The 7,352-nt window shown below is 39.4% G+C and carries 10 protein-coding genes, 2 tRNA genes and 1 pseudogene; 5 read left to right on the top strand and 8 right to left on the bottom strand.

Features of this window, described 5'->3' with window-relative positions:
• The 6 genes and pseudogenes from FTT87_RS07125 to FTT87_RS07100 form a co-directional block, all read right to left on the bottom strand.
• Positions 1 to 786 (bottom strand): annotated as a pseudogene (locus tag FTT87_RS07125) (IS4-like element ISAba33 family transposase); the annotation flags it as partial.
• Positions 787 to 916: 130 nt separating this feature from the next.
• Positions 917 to 1,660 carry an ATP-binding protein gene (locus tag FTT87_RS07120; protein ID WP_180174602.1) on the bottom strand — a complete coding sequence of 248 codons (744 nt, stop codon included), beginning with the start codon at positions 1,658 to 1,660 and terminating at the stop codon, positions 917 to 919.
• Between the two features lie 10 nt (positions 1,661 to 1,670).
• Positions 1,671 to 2,237, bottom strand: coding sequence for a DUF1376 domain-containing protein (locus FTT87_RS07115; protein WP_180174601.1), 567 nt, complete (start codon positions 2,235 to 2,237; stop codon positions 1,671 to 1,673).
• A 65-nt stretch (positions 2,238 to 2,302) separates the two neighbouring features.
• Complete coding sequence (locus tag FTT87_RS07110; protein ID WP_180174600.1) at positions 2,303 to 2,554, bottom strand: hypothetical protein; 252 nt, start codon at positions 2,552 to 2,554, stop codon at positions 2,303 to 2,305.
• Complete coding sequence (locus tag FTT87_RS07105; RefSeq protein ID WP_180174599.1) at positions 2,544 to 3,728, bottom strand: site-specific integrase; 1,185 nt, start codon at positions 3,726 to 3,728, stop codon at positions 2,544 to 2,546. The genes FTT87_RS07110 and FTT87_RS07105 overlap by 11 nt, the downstream gene beginning before the upstream one ends.
• 13 nt (positions 3,729 to 3,741) lie before the next feature.
• Positions 3,742 to 3,957 carry a hypothetical protein gene (locus tag FTT87_RS07100; RefSeq protein ID WP_001054887.1) on the bottom strand — a complete coding sequence of 72 codons (216 nt, stop codon included), beginning with the start codon at positions 3,955 to 3,957 and terminating at the stop codon, positions 3,742 to 3,744.
• Between the two features lie 110 nt (positions 3,958 to 4,067).
• Here FTT87_RS07100 and FTT87_RS07095 point away from each other — a divergent pair, with 110 nt between their 5' ends.
• Complete coding sequence (locus FTT87_RS07095; protein ID WP_081403350.1) at positions 4,068 to 4,274, top strand: helix-turn-helix transcriptional regulator; 207 nt, start codon at positions 4,068 to 4,070, stop codon at positions 4,272 to 4,274.
• A 390-nt stretch (positions 4,275 to 4,664) separates the two neighbouring features.
• Here FTT87_RS07095 and FTT87_RS07090 read toward each other — a convergent pair.
• Both FTT87_RS07090 and FTT87_RS07085 read right to left on the bottom strand, forming a co-directional pair.
• Positions 4,665 to 4,740 (bottom strand) — tRNA-Gly (locus tag FTT87_RS07090).
• 48 nt (positions 4,741 to 4,788) lie between these two features.
• A tRNA-Gly gene (locus FTT87_RS07085) sits at positions 4,789 to 4,861 on the bottom strand.
• 234 nt (positions 4,862 to 5,095) lie between these two features.
• On the opposite strand from FTT87_RS07085, the gene FTT87_RS07080 reads away from it, so the two are divergent.
• From FTT87_RS07080 to FTT87_RS07065, 4 genes are all read left to right on the top strand, one after another.
• Positions 5,096 to 5,410 (top strand): BolA family transcriptional regulator, encoded by a 315-nt coding sequence (locus FTT87_RS07080; RefSeq protein WP_166169801.1) that lies wholly within the window; start codon positions 5,096 to 5,098, stop codon positions 5,408 to 5,410.
• 13 nt (positions 5,411 to 5,423) lie between these two features.
• Positions 5,424 to 5,816, top strand: coding sequence for a SirB2 family protein (locus tag FTT87_RS07075; RefSeq protein WP_180080981.1), 393 nt, complete (start codon positions 5,424 to 5,426; stop codon positions 5,814 to 5,816).
• Between the two features lie 80 nt (positions 5,817 to 5,896).
• Positions 5,897 to 6,733, top strand: a complete 837-nt coding sequence (locus FTT87_RS07070) for a ParA family protein (protein WP_180080979.1) — start codon at positions 5,897 to 5,899, stop codon at positions 6,731 to 6,733.
• Between the two features lie 15 nt (positions 6,734 to 6,748).
• The gene (locus FTT87_RS07065) at positions 6,749 to 7,138 is read left to right on the top strand and encodes a hypothetical protein (protein ID WP_180174598.1); all 390 of its coding nucleotides are present in this window, start codon (positions 6,749 to 6,751) and stop codon (positions 7,136 to 7,138) included.
• Positions 7,139 to 7,352 lie beyond the last annotated feature (214 nt).

The following is a 7,352-nucleotide window of genomic DNA, read 5'->3' as shown; positions in this document are numbered from 1 at the left end:
GACAACTAAATAACGTTTCGATTTCCCAGCGTAATGCATAATCACGAATAGCAGAAGCATTAAACATAGGAGAAACAACAAGTAAAAGTTCTCCATCTTCTAATCGTAGCGCACTAATATACAGTTTTACTCGACCAACCCAAATACGTCGTTTACGACATTCAGTTTGACCCACTTGAAGATGACGAAATAAATCACTAATTTTATGATTCTTGGCTAAGTGATTGGTCACAATAAAGTTTTTTTAACACGTATACAGAAGTTGATGTCATTTTCAATTAACCATGTAAACCATTTCTCACCGATAAATTCTCTGTCTGCGAACACATTCACAATACGATCTTTACCAAAAATGGAGATAAAGCGTTGAATCAAAGCAATACGCTCTTTTGTATCTGAATTTCCACGTTTATTGAGCAAAGTCCAAACAATAGGTATCGCTATTCCACGATAGACGATGGCTAACATCAAGATATTGATATCTCGTTTTCCCCATTTCCAATTAGTTCTATCCAAAGTTAATTGGACTTTATCGAATGAAAATATATTGAAAATTAACTGAGAAATTTGACGATAATCGAAATACTGATCTGCAAAGAAGCGTTGTATACGTCGATAAAATGATTGTGGTAAGCACTTGATGGGTAAGGCTTTAGATGCAGAAGAAAGATTACATGTCTGTTTTACAATTAATGCAAGCATAATCAGTGTAAAACATTTTGCATGTGACTTGTTCCACTTTAGATATTTGTTTAAGATGAGATGTAACTCATTGAAATGTGTCATCATATTCGTCGTCAGAAAACAAGTATTATGCCATTATTTCAATGAGTTATCTTTTTTTGTCGTGTACAAAGTATTTTTTAATAGGTTAATGAGAAAAAGAGGCCTTTCAGGACTCTTTTTTCAGAATGGATTAAGAAATCCTTTTATCATCCCAATAACACGGTACTACAATCAAATGGTTCTCATGTAACCGTGACCATAATCGGACACCTAAATCCCGCTGCATATTTTGGACTGTGAAATTGGAAATCAGCAGGGTAGATTTCATGTTGTCATAACGGCTATATAAGACCTTATGCACCATCTCCAGGCGTTTTTCGTGCCGGTCATGCAGACCATATTCATCAATCACCAATAAATCAAAACTGGAAAAATGGTCGATGACTTCTTTCTCAGAGCGTGAAGTATCTGACCAGGTGTCCATCATTTTTTGAGCAATTTCTGCACTGGTATAGTAGCGTGCAGATTTTGTACTGTTATGCAGAATGTTGCGAATAATTGATGCACTCAGATGGGTTTTACCTGTACCCGGTGTACCAATCATCAACATGTTCGGGTTGTGGTCAGAAATAATCTGCTGTGCAAAGGCCTGACATATCTTGATGGTATTGTCTTGTGCAGGGCATGCAACTACATAATTCTTGAAGCCACTATCCAGGTAGCGTTTATTGAGCCCTGAATTTTTAATTTTCTGTTGTAGCAATCGCTGTTGCAGTTCATCCTCATAGGCTGCATGTGAGTGATGGACGGTTTCTTTGGCACACAATTTACAGAGCCTGTGACCTGCAATTTCCATTAGGGGTATATGATGGGTAGGGCAAAGTGTTTCTGTTGTTTCTGCGCGAAACTGGAGTGTTTTAAGCATGGTATTCATGGCTGATCTCCTAAATCCATTTGGAATTTTCTAAAAAACTCTCATTTTTTTCTTCAAAATTTGAAGATGAAGATGAAGATGAAGATGAAGATGAAGATGAAGATGAAGATGAAGATGAAGATGAAGGGCATGATTCAAGCATGACTTGAGTAATACTCGGGCTCTTCTCAGGAGCTGCTTGAGCATTTACTTTGCGTTGCTTGTTAGATGCTTGAGCATTGCTTGCGGATTTATTCCAGCGTGCTTGAGCTGCATTTTTAGCTTTATCAGATTTCATTTGCTGATTTTGCAATGCCTGGCTTTTTAAACGGGTTAAAAAATTTGAATGAATCTGCTCAGATTCGACTTCAAACAATTCTAGGGCTATCAGCGTATTCAATAAAGTTTTAGCCTTGGTGTGCTGCGGTAATTTCGTGATGCTGCATACTGTTGCTAGGTCATGAGGAATAGCACCATTTTTCCAGAAATCCATCATTAACAGCAGTGCCGCACCAATTTGTTCTGCTGTCATTCGTGCAAATTTCGCCTGTAAGTCGCCAATATAGAGTGGCATCCAAATTGAAATATCTTTATGCATGGGTTTACCTTTTTATGGGTATAAAGGGTCTAAGGTCATCGATTGGATGACCTTGTATGTTTGTTTTATTGGTGAGCGAGACTCATTAACCGGAGGCGAGCTTGTTGGGCCAGATTATCGTCATGGGCTTGCCCATCATCCAGCATCCGCTGTAGCCAGAGTCTCAACGCCTGGTGATCATCGAAGCATTTATTGATTTCCAGCAAAAAGGCCAGATTGTGCAGTTTGGGAATGTGTAACTCATGAATGAGTTCACGCGCGACCATATCTGCTTCAGCGCTGACGACCACACCACCAAAGAAAGCTTTACTGTTCATGGGCAAGCTCCTCTGTATTTAGTTTCTCCAGCATGGCTTCAAAAGCACTGCCATCGCGACGCGTAACATTGGGAATGTAACGGCTATAGACCCGGAACAGCATTTCAGTCGTTGAATGCCCTAGCTGGCGTGCGATCCATTCTGGATTCTCGCCTGCCGACAGCCAGAGCGTTGCAGCGGTATGACGTGTTTGATAAGCACGACGAGGCTTTAGTCCTAAATAGCGTAGCAGGGGATGCCAGACACGTTTATTCACTAAACGATAATCGAGAGGTCCACCATCGCGGTTACAGAAGACAAAACTGGATTTGCCATTATTCAAGCTTTTCTGTTGCAGAAAGGCTTGATAAACCCGATCACTCATTTGGATGGTACGGTCAGAACCATAAGTTTTGGTTCCACCAAGCTCCCCATTCACTAATGCTTCACGAATGTGGATTTCCCGACGTTGTAAGTCCACATTTTTCCATTGCAAGCCATCGATCTCACTGGTGCGCATACCTGTGAAAAATCGAACAGTATAATAAGGCTTAAAATCATCACGAACTGTGGCTAAAATTGCATGTACTTCCTTTAATGAAAAAGGTGTTACTTCAATCTTTCCTTGCTTTAAGTTCTTGATATTCTTATAAGGGCTATCAAAGTCATATCGTTCGGCAGCACTATCGAGTATCATACGAAGTGCTATCATAATCTGGTTGATTCTTGATGGTGAAAGGCATTCTTGGTTTTTTCCGTGAGTCACTTTGGCGAGGGATGAACGGAATCCAAGAATGTCTGACTTTTTGATATTAATAACCGGAATTGTGCCAAAAAAAGGGATTAAATACTTTTTGATCACAATCTGAATTTTTCCCTTGTAGCTTGCACGCCATTCTATTTCTTTATCTGTGAACCAGATTTCACAGAACTTGGAAAATAGAGGTGTTTTAGAGCTGATTTCATTTACTCTGTTTTCTGCATTTTTGATTTCTTTTAAACGAGAACTTTTTGGAAAGTACTTAGCATAGTCAAAAATACCCAATAAGATTTCCGCTTCCATTCGCTCAATCGCTTTTTCAAGCTTTTTGCGATTTTGAGCATTGTCTTCAAGAGCTGTTGTTTCACGACAACGGATGTTTAAGTATCGAAAATCGACACATAACTTACCGTATCTAGTACGAATAGCAGCCATGATAATGTTCTCCTTATTGAAGTTGTAGGCTGTGTAGCGAGCCTAAAGTGGTTTTAGTCATATCTTCTTCAATACGCTCCCATACATATAAAATTTTGCGTCCACCAAAAGGGCGGATGTAATGAATGCCTTCGATTAGAACACTGTCCTTCAACTGATTACGGATGGTACGTTCGTTGTAATGGATTCGTTCCGCCAGTTCTTTTGTAGTAATATAAGTAAGATTCATGTTTGTATCCTTTTATAAAGTATCACAATGGTGTTATTTAAGATCACAATGCAATAATAAATGCGTTTAACACATCATGCAAGTACTTTATTACACAATGGTGGTAATTAATGATAGTTTGTAACTTGCCTGTTCTTTTGGCGGAACGAAGAATGAAAGTGGCAGATGTAGCTCGGGCAACCGGAATGAGTAAGACAACTTTACATAAGCTTTATAATGGTCAATCAACTCGTATTGATTTTGAAACATTAGAAAAATTATGCGTATTGTTAAATGTAGAGGTTGGTGATTTATTAAAGTTCAAGCAGGAAGAATAAGTTTTTTAATAAAAACCATTCCATAAATTAATAATTTTTTAACTTAAGATTTTGTTTTTATTGTATATTTTTGGTGACCAAATTTGGTCACCATTTTTATAAAGTAGTGAAAAAGACTTCAATAAAAGCCAGAATGAAGTATTTTAAGTTTTTTTAGAATTACTCAGCCGATGTTCACTAAAATTTATGCAAAATCTTTAATATATTGATCTATATGTGATGGTTGCAGGGCACGTTTAGGGCACTTTTGGTCACGTAAGCCCATTTTCAAGTGATCTATCTTAACTTTTTCTAGCTTTAAGCATTTTAAGTTTATAAGTTTAGAAAGAAAATATTGTTTAAAATCAACAAGAAAAAAGCCCCCATCTTTCGATGAGGGCTTTTTGAATCTGGAGCGGGAAAGGAGACTCGAACTCCCGACCCCAACCTTGGCAAGGTTATGCTCTACCAACTGAGCTATTCCCGCGGAGTCTATAAAGTTTTTTAAGTGAAAAAACTAAATGAAAAAATTTTGAGCGGGAAAGGAGACTCGAACTCCCGACCCCAACCTTGGCAAGGTTATGCTCTACCAACTGAGCTATTCCCGCATGCCGTGTATAATACATTATGCAAAAATAGGGTCAATAACTTTGTGAAAAAACTTGCATCAATTGCATAAAATAAAACCATTTTGTGCAGGTTTGCTGATTTTATAAACAAGATGGAGGCTTAAAAAGAAAATTTTATCCTGAAATCCAGGAATGATAGGGTGGACAGGCACGAAGATTGAATCGGAACACGGTATACTGAAGCCAGAAATTGAACTATTTGGGAGTATCTTGATGAATTTAGAACAACAGTTGATTCAACGCCTGCAAGAGTTATCACCAGTTCATTTAGAAGTGGTGAACGAATCATCCGGTCATGGCGGCTATTTCCCGGGTAAAGAATCGCATTTTAAAGTGATTGTGGTGAGTGACATTTTCCAAGGCTTGCGTTTGGTGCAACGTCATCAAAAAATTTATGCAGCAGCAGGGGACTTGCTTGCACCAAGCCGTATTCATGCCCTGGCGATTCATGCTTTTGTGCCATCAGAATGGCAAGGACAAGACACGTCAAGTCCTGAATGTGCACATGCGCCAAAAGCTGAATCATAAGGAAGATTAAACAATGGATATGCAGCTGACGGTAAAAATTGTGCATATGATTGCGGTGACTTTATTGATTGGGGCAATCCTTGCACGTGCTTTTACTTTATTTGTTGGAGTCAACGGCAATCAGCCCAATCCGGTGGCACGAAAATTTCTGGTCGCCTGGCAACATCTTGCCATGACGATTATTGTTTTGACCGGGCTAACTTCATTAGTGATTAAGAATTTTGAAGTACAACCATGGTTTTATGCCAAGATCATCCTGTTTCTGGTGCTGTTTTCTTCCTTGATCAAAGCCTATAAAAAAGATGACAGTATTTTACTGATCCAGCGTCGCGCAGGTTTAATGATTGCAGTGGCTGCACTGATCGCCATTATCGGATTAGTCATGATTAAGCCGAATTTTGGTTGATTGTTAGACATAATTATTCTGGATGCAAGGCATGTAGGTTAAACTGCTCATAGATAACTATAAATGATAGGGGGCTTCCAATGCTGGTACGTGTGGTTTTTAATCAAAAAGGTGGGGTCGGTAAGTCCAGTATTGCCGTCAACCTGGCTGCAATTAGTGCACATCAGGGGTTAAAAACCTTGCTGATTGATCTCGACCCTCAAGCCAATTCTAGTCAATATCTATTGGGGGATGATGCGACCTATACGGTGGATAAACCGGCGCTGGAACCCAATATTGAAAATTATTTTCAGGAAGTGCTGGGGGCAACCCAAAGCAAAGGACTTTTAGGTAATGCCATAGGTTCCATTTTAAAGAATCGGGATAAAGGTCTGGAGCGTTACGTGCACCAATCACCTTTTAAAAATCTGGATGTGATTCCTGCAAGTCCGACTTTGGGTGCACTGGCACATGCTTTGGAGTCAAAACACAAGATTTATAAATTGCGTGATGCCTTGCAACAACTGGAAGGGCAGTATGATCGAGTGTATATCGATACACCACCGGCTTTTAACTTCTTTACCTTATCGGCGCTGATTGCAGCCAGTCGCGTGCTGATTCCTTTTGATTGTGACGTATTTTCAAAACGTGCATTACAAACTCTGATTGAAAATGTTATTGAAACTCAGGATGATCACAATGACCATCTGGAGATTGAAGGGATTGTGGTCAATCAGTTTCAGGCCCAGGCTAAATTACCGCGTGAAGTGGTGCAACAGCTGAAAGATGAAAGCTTGCCGGTGTTAGACAGCATGTTGCCGCCGTCCATTTTAATGAAAGAATCGCATCTTAAAAATCAGCCTTTGATCCATTTGGCGACTGATCATAAATTGACGCAAGCCTATCAATCGTTGTTCAATGAAATTGAGCATATATAAGTATTGAGATTTCTCATGAAAACGATTTATCTAAGCCTTCTTTTGGGAAGTACGGTTTTATTGGCTGCATGTGCAACGACGGTGAAACCGAGTTATGTTTCTCCGACCCAGTATCAAGTGCTCAATTGCCAGCAATTGCAAAGTGAATATAATCGTATTCAGCAATATATCGACAATGGTGTGCAGGCACCAAAACGCACTGGCGTCGGTGTGGGTGTCGGTGTAGGCGGTGGTTGGGGCAGTCATGGCGGCTGGGGAATCGCTCCGAGTGTTTCAGTCAATATGGGACAATCTTCAAATAGCAAAAACACTGAACTGGCACGTCTATTGGGTGAACAGGAAGCTGTGGTTCAGGCGGCAAAATTCAAAAACTGCCCAATTATTGTTCGCAATAAAGTTCAATAATTCATCAATTTATCCTGCTGTTGAGGTGCTGTACCTGACAGCAGGGGGGATAAAATATTAGCAAAATGTTTCAATGTAAATATTATTAATATCAATTGGTTGCTGTTTTTTGATGGAATCTTTAAACGCATCAGGTGATATTTTTTTATCGAGAAATACTTGTCATTTTTTATCGGTTTCATATAAGGTGTGCCCCATCAGGATGGTGATATCA

This window comes from Acinetobacter sp. YH01022, from assembly GCF_013420235.1.
Classification (GTDB): Bacteria; Pseudomonadota; Gammaproteobacteria; order Pseudomonadales; family Moraxellaceae; genus Acinetobacter.
The sequence above is the reverse complement of the archived record's forward strand: the minus strand, read 5'-3'. Positions and strand labels throughout refer to the sequence as shown.